We start from the raw sequence: 16,490 nt of genomic DNA on the forward strand, positions 1-16,490 counted from the left end.
GAGAGAAGAGTCTGAGGACAAGATGATAGAAGTGGTAGATGGGCAACGTCAGCTCAAGGGTTGTAAACGAATCGTTGTTAAAATCGGATCATCTTTACTCACAGCAAACGGACAAGGTCTAGATTTAGATGCCATCTCGCACTGGGCGGGACAAATCGCAAATCTACACAATGCAGGACACGAGATTATTCTGGTGTCTTCCGGTGCTGTGGCTGAAGGTATGGTGCGAATGAAACTTGAGAATCGACCCACCGATCTACCCAGTCTTCAGGCTTGTGCTGCCATCGGTCAGATGGGCCTGATTCATACTTGGTCAAGCGTACTTGAGAAACACCAGATTCAAACTGCTCAAGTACTATTGACTCATGATGATCTGGCAGATCGTCGTCGCTATCTCAACTCATGTGATGCCTTGCAGCACCTGATTGAATGGCGTGTGATTCCGGTGATCAATGAGAATGACACGGTTTCTACTGACGAAATCCGTTTTGGTGATAACGACACGCTTGCTGCCATGGTGGCTGGTCAGGTACATGCAGATCTTCTGATTATCTTAACGGATCAGGAAGGAATGTTTGACTCAGATCCACGGTCTAATCCGGATGCCAAACTGTTTCATACCGTACGTGCGATGGATGAAAGCCTGTTTGATATGGCAGGTGGGGGAGGTAAATTTGGTCGTGGCGGTATGCTGACCAAAGTTCGTGCTGCACGTCTGGCGGCAAAATCGGGTTGTCCAACCTTAATTGCAAGCGGTGACAGTGATGGTGTTCTATCACGTCTGATGGCGGGCGAGATGTTGGGAACTTTGTTTGTGACTGACAAAGACCGTATGACCGCGCACCAGCAATGGTTGGCAGCACACCTGCAGACTGCAGGTCGGTTGGTGATTGATGATGGTGCAGTGAAAGCCATTAAAGACAATCATCGCAGCTTGTTGCCTGTCGGTGTAAAAGCAGTTGAAGGGCACTTCGAACGTGGCGATGTGGTGGAATGTGTCGATCGAAAAGGTCATCGCATTGCTGTAGGTCGTGTCAATTTCAGTTCGCGTTCAGCAGATATCGTTCGTGGTCTGGCATCAGATAAAGTACATCAGGTGTTAGGTGAGGCACGTTCTTTAGAGATGATTCATCGCAATCATATGGCAATCTACTAAGTTATTCGGATTTAAGTTAAGAGATACACAAAATCCCGCCTTCGAGCGGGATTTTTTATCATTGAAATTTATTTAATCCAACCCATCCGAATCAATGGCGCAAACAGCGACAGATGAATATTTAAAATAAAGCGCATGAGTTTATCCTGATATTTCCACCACAATGGTAATCCAGCTAAATTTACTGTTATTGCCATCAGGAACGCACCCAGCATATCAATCGGAAAATGCACACCGACATAAACACGCGACCACGCTACCAGCCAAGCGGTCCAGATTAGAATTCGTCCCAAGTCTCGCTGCGGTGAAAAATAATAGGCGAAGGCAATCCCGCTAAAAATACTCATATGGTTGCTGGGAAAAGAACCAGTCGGTGCATGTTCAAGCAGGGTGCGACCAACATCCATCACAAACGGGCGTGGGGTATTGAGTACCGTAGACAACACTTCACTCATCAATAAGGTAATAGCTGTAAAGATGAAGGCTTTAATAATCCCTGTTTTTACTTCGTAACTACCACGGAACCAGGCAATAGCAAAAATTAGCAAAAAAAGATAAACCAGATCATGCGCAATCAGGGAGGCATAGTTGATCATCCAGATCGAGGCTTGATCAGGTACATTGAGAAGATGAAACAGGGAAAGGTTTAGTTGAGCAGGAGACATGAGTAGAAAGGGCTGGTGCAAATGTCCGTTACTGTAAACCGGTCAAAGCTCAATTCATATCTGAGTTTGTATGAATTTGTAGCATTGATTTTTCACAGAATATTCAAGTGATAAAAAACCACCCAAAAGGGTGGTTTTTAAACATCTAAATAATTTTATTAAGACTTATTTAAACTGAATAGAACCATTGGCGCTCACGGTCATTTTGGATTCACCCGCTGCCATTTCCTGTTCTGGAACTGCTTCGGCATAAGCAGATTTGGCCATCGCCATGCGTGGCACAGGTGGATAACCCGAATTATTGGTGTTGATATTCAGATTCACCAGTTGATAGCCTGGTTTGTTCCAAGCTTGAGCCAGACTTTGCGCACGTTGCTGGAAGTTTTTCGAGGCTTCAAGCATCAGCTCGTTTTCGACTTTCTTGCGTTTTGCTTCAGATACTGTGAAGTTAATCGACTCGGTCTGGAAATTTTGCTGCAATTCTGCAATGAGCTGCGAAGCCGCTTTAAAATCTTTTGATTCTAGACGAATCTGGGCACGACCACGCCACTCTTTTAATTTACGGTTATCATTGTCATAAATAGGGTAAGTACTTTGTGTACCCGTCTCGATTTTCACAGTAGGATATTTGCGTGCTGTAGCAATCGCCTGACTCATGAGCTGGTTGATTTGGGTGGCCAGTTCAGCCGGCTGTTTGTTGGATTTTTCAATATAAAGTACGGCATGCATTTCATCATTTGAAATTTCACGACTGGCCTCTGCTGAAAGATTAACAACATTATAATTCATGGATTCGGCAGGAGCTGCAAATGCGCCTGTGGCGAGGGTACTGGCAAGGATAAAACTGCTAAGTGCTAAGAGACGCATGAAATTGTCCTGTTATTCTTAAAATTGGCCATCTAAGCCGTTAGGGAAATATTAAATCTCAATTGTGATCTTTTTACGAAATATTTGTGGTAAGAGTGTTAATTTTTCTTTCATTTTAACTTATTATTTAATCTATATTTATTGTTAATAATTAATTGTTTAATAATAAATTTTAAAATTTATTTTCTGAATATTAGCTGTGCTACAAAAAAGCATAAAAGAACAGGCTTTCCTTTCTGCTATCAGGCTGTAAGATGATGATTCAGGGGATGGATTGGCACGATGTTTTTTTTCGATAAAGATTAGGACAAAATGTGACTGAAAGTTATTTATTTTCCTGAAAAATTCGGTATCATCCGCCTCCTAGTTATTCGAATACAAAACTGCTAGCTAGAACCTTATAAAGCGCCGAGTCAAAGGACCAAACGTCACCAGACTTATTTCTTTCACCCATATCAGAGATGGTAATTCGATATGAGCGTTACTTCTGTAAACCCTGCCACCAATTCCACAAACGAATACTACTTGACTCGCCAAAGTCAGATGGAATCGAATGTGCGTAGTTATCCACGTAAATTACCGTTAGCGATAGCGAAAGCACAAGGTTGCTGGGTTACCGATGTTGAAGGTACTGAGTACCTTGATTGTTTAGCTGGGGCAGGGACGTTGGCATTAGGCCATAATCATCCTGCAGTCATTCAAAGTATCCAGGATACGATTGCAAGCGGTTTACCATTGCATACCCTGGATCTTACTACTCCTTTAAAAGATGCTTTTACTGAAGCACTTCTTTCTTATCTTCCAGGTGGCCAAGAAGAGTACTGCTTGCAGTTCTGTGGTCCATCCGGTGCAGATGCAACTGAAGCCGCGATTAAACTGGCGAAAACCTTTACCGGTCGTAGCTCTGTGATCAGCTTCTCTGGCGGTTATCATGGTATGACTCACGGTGCATTGGCAATGACAGGTAACCTGTCTGCGAAAAATGCAGTGAACGGTTTAATGCCAGGCGTGCAATTTATGCCGTATCCGCATGAATACCGTTGCCCATTGGGTCTTGGCGGTGAAGCCGGTGTAGATGCCCTGACTTACTACTTTGAAAACTTCATTGAGGATGTCGAAAGCGGCGTGACCAAACCTGCAGCTGTAATCCTCGAAGCGATTCAGGGTGAAGGCGGTGTGGTGACTGCGCCAGTAAAATGGTTGCAAAAAATCCGTGAAGTGACTGAAAAGCACAACATCGTGTTGATTCTTGATGAAGTACAGGCAGGCTTTGCGCGTTCAGGCAAGATGTTTGCATTCGAACATGCCGGCATTGAGCCTGATGTTGTAGTGATGTCTAAAGCCGTGGGTGGTAGCCTGCCGCTTGCGGTTCTAGGTATTAAACGCAAGTTTGATGCATGGCAGCCTGCCGGTCATACCGGTACTTTCCGTGGCAACCAGTTGGCTATGGGTACGGGTCTTGCGACAATCAATACGATTAAAGAGCAGAACCTGGCGCAAAATGCACAAGAGCGCGGTGATTATCTACAGTCTGCATTAAAAGAGTTAGCCAATGAATTCCCATGTATTGGCAACGTGCGTGGCCGTGGTCTGATGATCGGGGTTGAGATTGTTGACGAGCGTAAACCAGCGGATCATATGGGCTCTTTGCCTGCTGATGGTCAATTGGCCGCAGCAATTCAGACCGCTTGTTTCAACAACAAACTGTTACTTGAAAAAGGTGGCCGTAACGGTACGGTAATCCGTTTACTTTGCCCACTGATCATCACTCAAACAGAATGTGAAGAAGTTATTGTCCGCTTCAAGAGAGCGGTTGCTGAAGCTCTGATAGCAGTTCGAGGCGTATAATTCATGGTAGATTTTGCAGAACATCGTAAAGCGTTACTCTGCAATGATGCTGCATCCATTGCTGACTATGAGTCAGCAATGGAACAGGCGACCAAAGCGGTTGCAGCATGGTTGCAAGACGACAAAATGTACCCAGGCGGTAGCATTAAGGAATTGCGTAGCGCAATTTCTTTCAAGCCTTCTCAAGAAGGTATGGGCCTCCAGAAGTCTTTAGAGCGTATGGTTGAGCTATTCCTCAACAAAAGCCTGAAAGTACATCATCCGCATTCTCTAGCGCATTTGCACTGTCCTACCATGGTGGCAAGCCAGATTGCAGAAGTGCTGATTAATGCAACTAACCAGTCAATGGACTCTTGGGATCAAAGCCCAGCGGGTTCTTTGATGGAAGTTCAGTTAATCGACTGGTTGCGTCAAAAAGTGGGTTATGGTTCAGGTCAGGCAGGGGTATTTACTTCTGGTGGTACACAATCGAACCTGATGGGTGTATTGCTGGCACGTGATGCCTGCATCGCAAAAAACTGGAAAGACGAAAACGGCAATCCGTGGTCTGTTCAGCGTGATGGTATTCCTGCGGATGCAATGCGTAATGTCAAAGTCATCTGTTCTGAAAATGCACATTTCTCTGTGCAAAAGAACATGGCCATGATGGGCATGGGCTTCCAGTCTGTTGTAACTGTTCCTGTGAATGAAAATGCACAGATGGATGTTGATGCTCTGGAAAAAACCATGGCTCACCTTCAGTCTGAAGGCAAGATCGTGGCTTGCGTAGTTGCAACTGCAGGTACAACGGATGCTGGCGCAATTGATCCGTTGAAAGAAATTCGTGACATCACCAATAAATATGGCGCGTGGATGCATATCGATGCGGCATGGGGTGGTGCACTGATCCTGTCGAATGAATATCGTTCAATGCTAGATGGTATTGAATTATCTGACTCGATCACGCTTGATTTTCATAAGCATTATTTCCAAACCATTTCTTGTGGCGCGTTCCTGCTGAAAGATGAAGCGAATTACCGTTTCATGCATTATGAAGCAGAGTACCTAAACTCCGCTTATGATGAAGAGCATGGCGTTCCAAACCTGGTATCGAAGTCTCTGCAAACGACTCGTCGTTTTGACGCGTTGAAATTGTGGATGACCGTTGAAGCACTTGGTGAAGAGTTATATGGTTCAATGATTGACCATGGCGTAAAATTGACGCGTGAAGTAGCAGATTACATCAAGGCAACGGATGGTCTGGAACTTCTGGTCGAGCCGCAATTTGCATCAGTTCTGTTCCGTGTAGTTCCAGCGGGCTATCCGGTTGAATTTTTGGATGCCCTAAACCAGAACGTAGCAGACGAACTGTTTGCGCGTGGTGAAGCGAACATTGGTGTGACGAAAGTGGGTCAGGTTCAGTCTCTGAAAATGACCACTTTAAGCCCGGTTGCAACGCTTGATAATGTAAAAAACCTGTTGGCTTTGGTGCTTGCAGAAGCGGATCGAATCAAGGATTCAATCGCTGATGGCACTTATACGCCACCCATTGCATAAGTGATTGTAGTGTGAAAAAAGGAGATCGAAATGATCTCCTTTTTTTATAATTAAATTATAGTTTTAGAGGCCAGGATTAAACTAGCCTCAATATATAAATATACCTTTTAAGTCTTTGCTGCGTGTTTTTCAAAATTATAAGCTATTCAAAATAAAATGGAAAACTCGGGAATATGGAGCAAAATATACAAGAAAAGTCACTCATCAAAACAGTGATTGATCAAGGAATTTCTAAGTATCAGTGGATGGTCATTGCACTTTGTTTTCTGATTGCATTATTTGATGGTTTTGACACCCAAGCTGTTGCATTTACCGCACCCGCCTTGCTAGTACACTTTGACTTAGAAACAGGCGCATTAGCACCGATTTTAACTGCAGGTATCGTCGGAATGACGATAGGTGCAATGCTCTTAGGACTAGTAGGGGATAAATTAGGACGTCGAAAAACATTAATCATATGTACGGCCATTTTTTCTCTAGCAACTATATTTATTGCGTATGTGACGAGTGTTGATCAAATATTAGTATTGAGATTTATTGCAGGATTGGGGATGGGTGGAGCGACACCTGTGTTGCTTGCATTGGCTGCCGAATATTCTCCGCAACGTTTCAAAGGCACAGTTACTACAGGCGTTTTGTTAGCCTTGCCAGCAGGGGCAATGTTAGGTGGCTTACTGGCTGCCAAGGTTGGCAAGGGATCTATTTGATTGGCGGTGGATTCCCGTTGCTATTGCTGTTTGTCATGTATTTCTTGTTGCCTGAATCTTTGGAATATTTAGCGCAAAACAATAAAAGTTCCTCTTTGAGATCAATTCAAAAAATTCTCAATAAAATTTCTCCGGGGATTGGCGAGATTAAAGCCAAAGACCTACTTCAGCCAAATAAGACACAACAACAAAAAGCCAAGTTGGCGATCTTGTTTCAAAATAATTTGGCTCGTACTACCATTGGCGTATGGGGTACTTATTTCTTTAACTGGATTGCGTGGTTCATGTTGTTATCATGGTTACCGACTGTATTGAAACAGGCAGGATTGGCCCCGGAAAATGCGCCTTATGCATCCGTTACAGTAAATGCCGCCTTTATCTTATTTGCCTTGCCATTAGCTTATTGGCTACCTAAAGTAAATACAGCTAAAATTCTCACTTTTATGCTAATTACAGGATTGGTGATCGTTGCTGCTTTAGGTTTATTTATTGAAAGTAATCAGTGGGGCTATATCTTCGCTTTGATTGCATTGGCAGGATTTGGAATTGGCGGTCAGCAGTTGGCTTTGAATTACCTGGTGGTCGCTGCATATCCAACTCAAGTTCGAGCAACTGCCACAGGGTGGGCAATTGGAATGGGCCGTATGGGTGCAATTTTAGGATCAGCCATTGGCGGAATTGTACTCACGCAATATGGTGTTTCAGGTTATTTTTATGCGCTCGGCGTACCTTTAGTATTGGCTCTTTGCTGTGTCTTCCTGATTAAATATCGCATTCAACAGGTTCAAGTCCGCATATAATACTTTGTTTGTCACTAAATCAAATTTCTATATTTAAATAAAAAGGAGATCGAAAGATCTCCTTTTTTTGTGGGCTTTAAAAAAAACAAAAAAGGTCATTTCCCAGATCGAAATTCAAAACAAAAACACGGAAGGTCTGAATCCCGTTTAGCCTGTTATTTATTTGTCATAGACTTATGTAAAACTGGGGAGCAGGATTTATTCTGAGTTCAGGTTTATAAAAATTGTTACATGTCATTGGTCTAAAATTTTAATTGAACCGAATGACAAAAAGAACTTAATCATTGAAATCCATAAAAATTTAATCAAGAAAAAACCGCTAGATTAAAAATCACTAAATCGTAATAAAGCTGTAACTTATCTGTCATATTCTAAAATCAAAATGCAGGTATCGAAAGAAGTACAAAACTGAATAAAAAGTGGTGTACTCCAAATTTGCATAAATGAGAGAGATACTAGAATGCGCTTTACAAATATAGCTTTAGCATTAGCAGTAACCGGGGCAGCTGCTGTAACGACTGCACACGCAGCTCGTGACACTATTCAAATTGCAGGTTCTTCAACTGTACTTCCATATGCCAGTATCGTTGCGGAAGAATTCGGTAATACTTTTCCACAGTTTAAAACACCAGTCGTGGGTTCTGGCGGTTCTTCAGGTGGCTTAAAGCAGTTCTGTAATGGTGTAGGGGACAACACCATCGATATCGCAAACTCTTCTCGTCAAATCAAAAGTACTGAACTGGCAGAATGTAAAAAGAATGGCGTTAATCAGGTATTAGAAATCAAAATCGGTTACGACGGTATTGTATTTGCTTCAAATGCCAACAAAGCTGCTTATAAGCTGCGTCCACAACATGTCTTCGCTGCACTTGCTGCAGAGCTTCCGTCCAATGGAAAAATGGTTGCTAACCCTTATACACGTTGGAACCAGATTGATAAAAATCTGCCGAATGAACCGATCACACTGGTAATCCCGGCTTCGAATCATGGTACGCGCGAAGTCTTCCAGGAGAAAATGGTGGATGCAGGTTGTGAAACGTACGCTGCAATTAAGTCTCTAGACAAAGATGCCAAGAAAAAAGCCTGTTCTACATTCCGTAAAGATGGCCGTGTAGTTGAGATTGCCGGTGACTATACCGAAACATTGGCACGTTTGAAAACTTCTCCAAGTGCGGTGGGTGTGTTTGGCTTAGGTTTCTATGACCAGAACCGTGACCGTCTGCGTGTTGCGACGGTAAACAATGTAGCACCTTCTGAAAAGACCATTTTAAATGGTGCTTATCCGGTATCTCGCCCACTGTTCTTCTACGTTAAAGGTGAACACTTAAAATCAATCAAAGGCTTACCGCAGTTTACTGAATACTTCCTGAACAAAAAAGTGTCTGGCAAAGGCTCTAAGCTGGAAAAAGCAGGTCTGATTTCAATGTCTGATAAAGAACGTGCAGCAGTTCTGGCAAATTTCAAGGCGGGTAAAGTGGTTGTAGTGAAGTAATCACTGATTTTGAAAATGCTGGTGGTAGGGTCAACCTGCCATCGGCTTTTTGCGATAAACAAGTTTTTTCAAACCATTAAAATTGAAAAAACAGTGGAGAATACATGAATCTGCTACTTATAGGTGTGTTATTGGCCATCATGGCCATAGCCTATCAAATCGGATTAAGTAAAAGCCGTAACTTAGCAGGTAAGGGAAGCAATTCTGCAAACTTACACTCGCGTCCCGGATATTATGGTGCCCTGGTTGCACTATGGTGTGGTATCCCTGCGTTTTTAATTTTGATTGTTTGGAACATGGTTGAGCCAAGTTTTCTGGAGCAGGTGGTACTTAAGCATTTGCCAGAAAATGTTTCGGCCAGTCTGGATTCGGCAAGTCTGAGTGTTGTCATCGATCGTGTTCAGGCACTAGCTTCAGGTTTTGGGGTGAGTGATACCCCTGCAGCTTATGAGGTCGCAGCGGCAGAACAGCTGGCTAAATTTTCAACCATCGGTACCTTTGCCAAACTGGCAGTAGTGATTTCGGCAGCGCTGGCTGGTCTGGTCTGGGCCAAGAAACATATTAGCCAGGAATTTCGTGCGCGTAACCAGGTCGAGAAAATGATTAATATCGGCCTGGCATTGTGTTCTGGTGTGGCAATTCTGACCACCCTCGGGATTGTGATGTCGATGTTTGGCGAGGCGATGCGCTTCTTCAGCTTTGTCAGCCCACTGGATTTCTTCTTTGGTACCGAATGGAACCCGGGTTTTAGTACCTCAGGCAGTGCTGAGGGCAGTTATGGTTTATTGCCATTGTTATGGGGCACGCTCATGGTCAGCGGGATCGCACTTCTGGTTGCGGTTCCAGTAGGTCTGATGATTGCGATCTATCTGGCAGAGTATGCCTCACCGAGATTCCGCTCTTGGGCAAAACCAACCATTGAAGTGTTGGCGGGTATTCCTACGATTGTCTATGGTGTCTTTGCCTTAATGATTATCGGTCCATTCCTTAAAAGCATGGGTGCTCTGGTTGGACTCGAAATTAATGCCACCAGTGCGCTGACAGCCGGTCTGGTCATGGGCATCATGATCATTCCATTTGTATCTTCTCTGTCAGATGACATCATTACCCAAGTACCGCGTGCTTTACGTGATGGTTCTTTGGGTTTGGGTGCCACCAAATCTGAAACGATCCGTCAGGTGGTTTTACCTGCAGCCTTGCCCGGTATTATTGGTGCGTTCCTGTTGGCAGCGTCACGTGCGATTGGTGAGACCATGATTGTGGTCCTGGCAGCCGGTAACAGTCCGCAGCTGCATGCCAATCCGCTTGAAGCCGTATCTACGGTTACGATTACCATCGTCAATCAGCTAACTGGTGATACTGATTTTGCTAGTCCGCAAGCACTGGTGGCCTTTGCACTAGGATTGACGCTATTCGTCATTACCTTAGGTTTGAACATTGTTGCACTGATCATCGTGCGTAAATATCGTGAGCAATACGACTAATGAGTACTTCAAATACAACGCCTGTGGATCAGCGTATTGATCCATCCGTCGCTGCCGAGCTGCGTGAAAAGCGTAAGAAGACCATTCAAAGCTCTTTGGCACGACGTCATCGTAAAGAAAAAACCTTCCGTCTATTTGGTTTCTCTGCGGTACTTGCAGGTTTGTTCTTTGTGGTATTGCTGTTCGGTAGCATTTTGTCCAAAGGTCTTCCTGCATTCTGGCAAAGCAGTATGAATTTGCCGATCTATTTCGATCCTGCCATTGTGAATATTGGCCCGAAACCAAAGCCTCTTGCAGGAGAATCTCCGGCGCAGTTTGAAGATCGCTTTATTGCATGGCAGACCGAAGTGGGCATGGTGGATTGGGATGCCCTGATTATCAACGGCATGATTGCCAAAGACCGCAAGCTGGAAAGTCAACGTGATGAACTGGGTTCTATATATACTAGCTCGGAAGCTTACCGTTTGCGTGACATGGTTATGAAAGATCCAGCTCTGGTCGGTCAAAGCAAAGAAGTGAAAATTCTGGCTGATGCTAATGTTGATGTCTGGTTAGCTGGAAATATTGACCGTGATCTTCCAGATGAACAGCAGCAACTAAGTCCTGAAGTACGTCAGGTGGCGGATGAAATGAAAGCCGCTGGTGTAATCGAGAATAGTTTCAATACCAATATTTTTACTAGCCCGGATTCGCGCAGTTCGCCGGCAACTTCCGGACTGGCAGGTGCCTTCATGGGCTCGCTGTTCATGATGATGATCGTGATCTTTATCTCGATTCCAATCGGGGTAGCCTCTGCGATCTATCTGGAAGAATTTGCACCGAAAAACTGGATTACCGATGTCGTAGAAGTCAATATCAACAATCTGGCAGCCGTTCCCTCAATTGTCTTCGGTCTGTTGGGTGCAGCAATTTTCATTGGCTGGATGCATTTGCCACTCTCAGCACCATTGGTGGGTGGTCTGGTTCTGAGTCTGATGACCTTGCCGACCGTGATTATTACCACACGTGCATCACTTAAAGCTGTTCCACCTTCGATTCGTCAGGCAGCTTTAGGACTCGGCGCTTCCCGTATTCAGACAGTATTCCATCATGTGTTGCCATTGGCTTTGCCGGGTATTTTAACGGGCGCAATCATCGGAGTTGCACAAGCTTTGGGTGAAACAGCACCATTATTATTGATCGGAATGAGTGCTTTTGTTGCCAGCGTTCCAGCTACTCCATTTGATCAGTCAACGGCTTTACCGGTGCAGATTTTCTTATGGCAAGGCAATGAATTGCGTAACTTCTTTGAAGGTCGTACTGCAGCGGCAATTATTGTACTTCTGGCCATGATGATCAGCTTGAACAGTCTGGCTATCTGGCTACGTAAGAAATTTGAAGTCCGTTGGTAATAGGGGGCAGAATCATGAACACAACTATTATTCAAAATTCCTTAGAAAAGGATCAATCCGTGAATTCACAACAGACACAATTTAGCTCGGATGAGGCGACCCAAAAGCCGGCAACTCCGTTTGTTTCCCAGTTCGATACGCAAAGCAGCAAAAAAGATGTAAAGGCGACGAATGTGAAACTTAGTACTTCCGATGTGCATGTGTACTATGGTGAAGCGGAAGCGATTAAGGGTATTGACCTGAACATTTATGAAAATGAAGTGATTGCTTTTATTGGGCCCTCAGGCTGTGGTAAATCAACCTTCCTGCGTACCTTAAATCGCATGAATGACACTATCGACAGTTGTCGGGTGAGTGGTAAGGTGATGCTGGACAATCAGGATATTTATGATCCAAACCTGGATGTGGTATTGTTGCGTGCCCAAGTCGGTATGGTGTTCCAGAAGCCGAATCCGTTTCCGAAATCAATTTTTGATAACGTAGCATATGGCCCGAAATTGCACGGTTTAGCACGTGACAAGTATGATCTTGAGGAAATTGTGGAAGGCAGCCTACGTAAAGCCGGCTTGTGGGAAGAAGTGAAAGACCGTTTGAATCAGCCGGGAACAGGTTTATCAGGTGGTCAGCAGCAACGTCTGTGTATCGCACGTACCATTGCGGTTTCTCCTGAAGTGATTCTGATGGATGAACCATGTTCTGCACTTGATCCAATTGCAACCGCTAAAGTGGAAGAGCTGATTTCTGAACTTTCGACTCAGTACACGATTGCAATCGTAACGCACTCAATGCAACAGGCAGCGCGTGTTTCTGACCGTACCGCTTACTTCCATTTGGGTGATCTGATTGAGGTGAACTCGACTGAGAAAGTCTTTACCCAGCCAGATCATCAATTGACTGAAGCCTATATTACAGGTCGTTTTGGTTAATCAATATTTAAAGAAATATTTTAAAACAGAATCTTAGGATTCTGTTTTTTTTTTGTTATGATGTGTGTAATTGATCAAAATTATAAAATGAAACAGGCATGCGCAATTACCATTTGACAAAAGAAGAGGGTAAAGTCGTTGCTGAAACACAGCAAGTGCTATATAGCGCATTATTTGGCTCAGTTCATTTCCCAAGTTATTTAAGTGCTTTTTGGGTCACGTTTAGTATTGTGATGGCGATGCTATTTGTCCATGAGGGTTGGTTTCCCACCTCTCAAAGTACAGGTATGACGAATTACCATCGATGGTTATATGATGTTTATGTGACAGTTTCCATATTCATTGTACCTCTAATTTACTTGCGTTTTAGACAGCTCAAAGCTACTGTTGCTTTTCGACAGAAATGGTATGCATACATTAGAGCTTATGCGCAGTATCAATTTAAATTGAGACATGTGGTCGAAAGTGTAGATATAGATAATGATTGGTCTGGTCAGCAAAAAATGACGAATTCATTTCTACGACATTTTTTGAAACATCCATGGTTTCAATATCTAGTGATTGGTGTCGTGATTTATGGTTGTATTGCAATGTATGTTTGGGTTACACCATTTACGAGTAGCAGAGGGTCGAGTTTTTGGATTCTTGCGTGGTGGCCAATCAATGCTTTGATTATAGGCGTACTTTATTATAGCCAATTCCCTTTATTTATAAGGTTGTTGTCGATTGCTGAAGTACATCGGCAATATCAAATTTTGCAACTAAAAGCAGTGCGAGAGAATTCAGTTAATAATATGGTTGAAAAAATACCAAATTGACCTAATCTAAAGCTATAAGCCGAATTAAATAGAGAATAGATTTTTTATGTTATTTCATAGTCCGAAACTGCCCGCTGAAATCCGTATTAGTCATCTCAATGCGCGTATCAATGAACAAAGAAAAAAAATAGCGCAAACTACTGGCTCTAAACTGGAACTTTTACAGTTGTCACAACAACTGTCAAAAGAGGCGCGTGCGCGTAAGAAAACCAATCAGAAAATCTATGTACTCGATTTTAAAGGTGATATGGCTGCTTCCGCAGTAGAAGGTTTGCGTGAAGAAATCACTTTGATTCTCGCCACTGCCAAAGCAGGCCGTGACCGTGTTGTGGTGCGTCTGGAAAGTCCAGGCGGTATGGTGCATGGTTATGGACTTGCTGCAGCGCAACTAGTGCGTTTACGTGAAGCAGGTTTTCATCTGACCATCTGTGTCGATAAAGTAGCCGCTAGTGGTGGCTATATGATGGCATGTATCGCTAATGAAATTATTTCGGCGCCTTTTGCAATTGTGGGTTCAATTGGAGTGGTTGCTCAGGTACCAAATTTTAACCGTCTGTTGAAAGATAACAAAATTGACTTTGAACTCTATACCGCAGGTGAGTACAAACGTACTGTGACTATGTTCGGTGAAAATACCGAAGAGGGTAAAGCCAAGTTTGAGGAAGAATTGCAGCAAACCCATGCTTTATTCAAACATTTTGTTGAGAAGTATCGCCCGCAGCTCAATATTGAAAAAGTAGCAACCGGTGAGCATTGGTATGGTCGGGATGCGCTGGATCTTAATCTTGTTGATACCCTACAAACCTCGGATGAATACTTGCTTAATGTGTTAACTCAGCATGATATTTATTTACTGCAGACTCGCAAGAAACCAACTTTGGGTGAAAAATTGGGCCTGCAAGCAGCGCAAATTGCTGATTCACTTGTGCCGACTGTCATGAATAAAGTCATGGAAAGCTTAAGCAAAGCAAATGCAAACTTGGTACAAATGCGTGATCCAAAACTGTAATCATTGGTTATAAAAGTTAGTGAATAAAAAAAGCTCACAGAATGTGAGCTTTTTTTATCTATACAATAAATGTCCTGCATTGAAGATGTAATCACAGGATATTGATTCAAGATTGGACCATCTGTTCGCTGGGTTATTTGGACAGATGGAAGCGGGATTTAAGAGCTTCCCATTTTGCTTGACGTCTTGCTTTGTGTTCAGCCTTTTTTTGTTCTTTTAGGGTTACATTGGCGATACGCTGCGATTCATGCCAAGCTTCAACGCTCGCTTCAATTTCTGATTGCACATCATCAAAACTCCAGCGATAAATGGTTGCACCGGTTTTGTCAAATAAAGCATCAATAAAATCTTCAGATTCTTCATAAGCATCAATGAGCAAGCCTGTACTTTCTTCAGGTAAGGCTTGGCTGATTTTTGTCAATACAGCCATATCGTCCTGCTCATGATTAATGTCATAAGACTCACCGAGTAATGCACCCGCGGTAAAGCCTAGAACAATCCCGAGTGGGCCGCCTAATATTCCAATTAAGGCACCAAGCAGGCCTCCGCCTACCAAGCCGCTATCCTGCCTAGGATCTAATTGTTCCTCAATTTTGAAATTTCCATTTTCTTGACGTTTGAGAAGGGTAATTTCGTTAATATTTTGGATAGGTGAATTTTTTAATTTATTAAAACCTTCAAAGGCTTTTGAGGGTTCATTCCATGTGATCAGAATAATATTGTGAGCCATTTCTTATTACCTAGTTTTAATTATTCGATATCGAAGATCATACAATCTCAGGTCTATTAAATGGGTTAATTTTTGTTGATATTAAGGTGTGTTTAGTTATATATGATCATGTATAGTCAAATAAGGAAAATGATGTCCTGGTTTTACTTTTATCTTGCTCAGAATTAAATTGAATTAATAAAGTTAAAATTTTATTTTAACTTTCCATTAATAGAGCATTTTATTATCAGGGAGTCTCCTATAAATATTTTTATGCTAAAAATTAATATCAATTTTAAGTCAAATTTAATTGTGGAAAATAAAATTCTATATAAATGATTTTTTTAATAAAATTAGAAGATAGTGTCAGGAAGACTGTTTATCCGACTGTATTAACATGATGCTGCCTGTGATTATGGCACCAATGGTTGCAAGTAACATATCTTTATGTGCATCCCAGATATCGCCTTGCTGTCCATTATAGTTTTCCGCATCCTCTGCAGACAGACGAATAGCAATGAACCATTCAAGCCATTCATAAATCAGGCTGCCGGCCATCACAAATTGAATAACCAAAAGAAAAATCGTGAGTGGTTTCTGCTGTGGAATCCAGACTTGAAACAAACGATAAAAAACAGGATAAAGTAATAATCCGTAGGCCAAGTGAACAAAACGGTCAAACATATTGCGTGACCAATGCATTGTTTCATTCAGATTAAAACCAAAAATTTGCTCAATCCACTGGTTATATGGCACATAAGAATACAGATAATGGGCTGCTACCACATGGATCAGCAGAAAAAGAATATAAAGATTAAAACTGAGAAAATTTATTCCGATCTTATATAAGCAGAGGAGTAGCATCAGCACCATAAAAACTGTGCCCGCTTGATGGAGCAAATATGACTCTATTTCTAAAGGTTGAATGCTGGCCACTATAACTGCGATTGCCAGAATCGCTAAACTGACAAAATGCTTGCTACTTAATTGATGATCTATCATCGGCGTCTTATGCAATTATTTTAAACTGATCATAATTATAAATAAAAAAGCGAAGCCGGAGCTTCGCTTTTAGTCTTAAT

At 42.7% G+C, this 16,490-nt stretch carries 13 protein-coding genes and 1 pseudogene; 10 read left to right on the plus strand and 4 right to left on the minus strand.

Going from position 1 to position 16,490, the window contains the following annotated elements; genetic code table 11:
- Positions 1–22: 22 nt before the first annotated feature.
- Positions 23–1,156, plus strand: a complete 1,134-nt coding sequence (proB, locus tag VXP95_RS02625) for a glutamate 5-kinase (RefSeq protein ID WP_416711344.1) — start codon at positions 23–25, stop codon at positions 1,154–1,156.
- A gap of 68 nt (positions 1,157–1,224) precedes the next feature.
- On the opposite strand, the gene VXP95_RS02630 is transcribed toward proB, so the two are convergent.
- Together VXP95_RS02630 and VXP95_RS02635 are read right to left on the minus strand one after the other, a co-directional pair.
- Positions 1,225–1,821, minus strand: coding sequence for a phosphatase PAP2 family protein (locus VXP95_RS02630; protein ID WP_064101395.1), 597 nt, complete (start codon positions 1,819–1,821; stop codon positions 1,225–1,227).
- Between the two features lie 165 nt (positions 1,822–1,986).
- Entirely contained in the window at positions 1,987–2,688 is a 702-nt protein-coding gene (locus VXP95_RS02635; RefSeq protein ID WP_416711346.1) for an SIMPL domain-containing protein, read from the minus strand.
- Between the two features lie 474 nt (positions 2,689–3,162).
- On the opposite strand from VXP95_RS02635, the gene VXP95_RS02640 reads away from it, so the two are divergent.
- The 9 genes and pseudogenes from VXP95_RS02640 to sohB all read left to right on the plus strand — a co-directional run bounded on the left by VXP95_RS02640 (position 3,163) and on the right by sohB (position 14,699).
- Complete coding sequence (locus VXP95_RS02640; RefSeq protein ID WP_064095493.1) at positions 3,163–4,536, plus strand: diaminobutyrate--2-oxoglutarate transaminase; 1,374 nt, start codon at positions 3,163–3,165, stop codon at positions 4,534–4,536.
- Positions 4,537–4,539: 3 nt separating this feature from the next.
- Positions 4,540–6,072: a pyridoxal phosphate-dependent decarboxylase family protein gene (locus VXP95_RS02645; protein WP_416711348.1), complete on the plus strand. Its 1,533-nt coding sequence runs from the start codon at positions 4,540–4,542 to the stop codon at positions 6,070–6,072.
- A gap of 245 nt (positions 6,073–6,317) precedes the next feature.
- Positions 6,318–7,579, plus strand: a pseudogene (locus VXP95_RS02650) (MFS transporter).
- Between the two features lie 460 nt (positions 7,580–8,039).
- On the plus strand, positions 8,040–9,071 hold the full coding sequence (locus VXP95_RS02655; protein WP_416711349.1) for a substrate-binding domain-containing protein: 1,032 nt from the start codon (positions 8,040–8,042) through the stop codon (positions 9,069–9,071).
- Positions 9,072–9,175: 104 nt separating this feature from the next.
- Positions 9,176–10,555, plus strand: coding sequence for a phosphate ABC transporter permease subunit PstC (gene pstC, locus VXP95_RS02660; protein ID WP_064101392.1), 1,380 nt, complete (start codon positions 9,176–9,178; stop codon positions 10,553–10,555).
- Positions 10,555–11,946: a phosphate ABC transporter permease PstA gene (gene pstA / locus VXP95_RS02665; protein WP_144724500.1), complete on the plus strand. Its 1,392-nt coding sequence runs from the start codon at positions 10,555–10,557 to the stop codon at positions 11,944–11,946. The genes pstC and pstA overlap by 1 nt, the downstream gene beginning before the upstream one ends.
- A 14-nt stretch (positions 11,947–11,960) precedes the next feature.
- Positions 11,961–12,872, plus strand: a complete 912-nt coding sequence (gene pstB, locus VXP95_RS02670; RefSeq protein ID WP_416679977.1) for a phosphate ABC transporter ATP-binding protein PstB — start codon at positions 11,961–11,963, stop codon at positions 12,870–12,872.
- Between the two features lie 98 nt (positions 12,873–12,970).
- Positions 12,971–13,690, plus strand: a complete 720-nt coding sequence (locus VXP95_RS02675; protein ID WP_416711351.1) for a hypothetical protein — start codon at positions 12,971–12,973, stop codon at positions 13,688–13,690.
- 46 nt (positions 13,691–13,736) lie between these two features.
- The gene (sohB, locus tag VXP95_RS02680; RefSeq protein ID WP_416711353.1) at positions 13,737–14,699 is read left to right on the plus strand and encodes a protease SohB; all 963 of its coding nucleotides are present in this window, start codon (positions 13,737–13,739) and stop codon (positions 14,697–14,699) included.
- Positions 14,700–14,832: 133 nt separating this feature from the next.
- Here the strand turns inward: sohB and VXP95_RS02685 are convergent, their stop codons facing one another.
- Together VXP95_RS02685 and VXP95_RS02690 are read right to left on the minus strand one after the other, a co-directional pair.
- On the minus strand, positions 14,833–15,429 hold the full coding sequence (locus tag VXP95_RS02685; protein ID WP_416679979.1) for a hypothetical protein: 597 nt from the start codon (positions 15,427–15,429) through the stop codon (positions 14,833–14,835).
- 345 nt (positions 15,430–15,774) lie between these two features.
- Complete coding sequence (locus VXP95_RS02690; protein WP_064101389.1) at positions 15,775–16,410, minus strand: DUF2238 domain-containing protein; 636 nt, start codon at positions 16,408–16,410, stop codon at positions 15,775–15,777.
- Positions 16,411–16,490: the final 80 nt, after the last annotated feature.

Source organism: Acinetobacter sp. 226 (assembly GCF_048147925.1).
Classification (GTDB): domain Bacteria; phylum Pseudomonadota; class Gammaproteobacteria; order Pseudomonadales; family Moraxellaceae; genus Acinetobacter; species Acinetobacter pecorum.

What these genes read in the sequence shown, in the direction of transcription:
- proB (WP_416711344.1), top strand. Translation starts at nt 23, where the DNA reads ATGATAGAAGTGGTAGATGGGCAACGTCAGCTCAAGGGTTGTAAACGA.
- VXP95_RS02630 (WP_064101395.1), bottom strand. Translation starts at nt 1,821, where the DNA reads ATGTCTCCTGCTCAACTAAACCTTTCCCTGTTTCATCTTCTCAATGTA.
- VXP95_RS02635 (WP_416711346.1), bottom strand. Translation starts at nt 2,688, where the DNA reads ATGCGTCTCTTAGCACTTAGCAGTTTTATCCTTGCCAGTACCCTCGCC.
- VXP95_RS02640 (WP_064095493.1), top strand. Translation starts at nt 3,163, where the DNA reads ATGAGCGTTACTTCTGTAAACCCTGCCACCAATTCCACAAACGAATAC.
- VXP95_RS02645 (WP_416711348.1), top strand. Translation starts at nt 4,540, where the DNA reads ATGGTAGATTTTGCAGAACATCGTAAAGCGTTACTCTGCAATGATGCT.
- VXP95_RS02655 (WP_416711349.1), top strand. Translation starts at nt 8,040, where the DNA reads ATGCGCTTTACAAATATAGCTTTAGCATTAGCAGTAACCGGGGCAGCT.
- pstC (WP_064101392.1), top strand. Translation starts at nt 9,176, where the DNA reads ATGAATCTGCTACTTATAGGTGTGTTATTGGCCATCATGGCCATAGCC.
- pstA (WP_144724500.1), top strand. Translation starts at nt 10,555, where the DNA reads ATGAGTACTTCAAATACAACGCCTGTGGATCAGCGTATTGATCCATCC.
- pstB (WP_416679977.1), top strand. Translation starts at nt 11,961, where the DNA reads ATGAACACAACTATTATTCAAAATTCCTTAGAAAAGGATCAATCCGTG.
- VXP95_RS02675 (WP_416711351.1), top strand. Translation starts at nt 12,971, where the DNA reads ATGCGCAATTACCATTTGACAAAAGAAGAGGGTAAAGTCGTTGCTGAA.
- sohB (WP_416711353.1), top strand. Translation starts at nt 13,737, where the DNA reads ATGTTATTTCATAGTCCGAAACTGCCCGCTGAAATCCGTATTAGTCAT.
- VXP95_RS02685 (WP_416679979.1), bottom strand. Translation starts at nt 15,429, where the DNA reads ATGGCTCACAATATTATTCTGATCACATGGAATGAACCCTCAAAAGCC.
- VXP95_RS02690 (WP_064101389.1), bottom strand. Translation starts at nt 16,410, where the DNA reads ATGATAGATCATCAATTAAGTAGCAAGCATTTTGTCAGTTTAGCGATT.